Source organism: Micrococcus sp. HMSC31B01, from assembly GCF_001816085.1.
Lineage (GTDB): Bacteria > Actinomycetota > Actinomycetes > Actinomycetales > Micrococcaceae > Micrococcus > Micrococcus luteus.
The window spans coordinates 1-770 of sequence record NZ_KV824894.1; the positions used below are offsets into that span (position 1 = coordinate 1).

1 protein-coding gene is annotated in these 770 nt (G+C 76.9%); it reads right to left on the reverse strand.

The features are described from left to right. Nucleotides 1–770: cell division protein PerM (locus HMPREF3105_RS01315; RefSeq protein WP_246830302.1), on the reverse strand; the 770-nt coding region annotated here is incomplete at both ends.

Here is a 770-nt window from a genome sequence, read left to right on the forward strand (position 1 = left end):
GCGCGACCCACCCGGCGACGGCGGCGCACACCGCCCAGACGTGGGAGCCGATGTCCGTCAGCGCGCCGAGCCCGAGCGTCCCGGAGGTGAGGGCCAGCGGCACGAGCAGCAGCAGCCCCGTGAGCAGTCCGGTGAGCACGGCCAGGGCCAGCGTGGACAGTGTCAAGGACACCGCGCGGCTGCCGTGGCGGGTGTGCAGCCAGTCGTCGAGGTGGTTCTCCCCCTCCCGCAGCAGCCACACGCCGGCCACGGCGCCGGCGCCGATCGGCACGGCCAGCAGGAGCAGCTGCCACGGCGACCACGTCCCGGGCAGCGCACCCAGCGCCGGGAGGGCGGGCGCGGTGGCCGGCGTCGCGCCGAACACGGAGTAGAGGCTGTCCGCGCCCACGGAGAACCCCGGGCCCGCCGTCCACGCGATCGACCACGCGGTGAACGTGGGCAGCCAGCCGATCTGCAGCAGCGCCAGGAGCAGGCCGCCCAGCGGACCGCCCCCGATCGCCTCGGCCACGGTGACGACGGCGGTCCACTCGACGGCCAGCCGCCCCGCCACGAGCAGCGCGTTCAGGCCCGTCAGGGCGAGCACGGCGAGGACCGCGGCGCGCACCACGGACCAGGCGTACGAACCGGCCCAGCGTTCGTACTGCGAGCGCCGCGAGATCCGCTCCGTGAGGTCCAGGCCGATCAGGTGCGCCCAGGTGCCGGCCTCGCGCCGCGCCCCCGCGAGGGCGGCGACGCCGAAGAGCAGGGCGGGCAGCAGCGCCGCCGGGGCG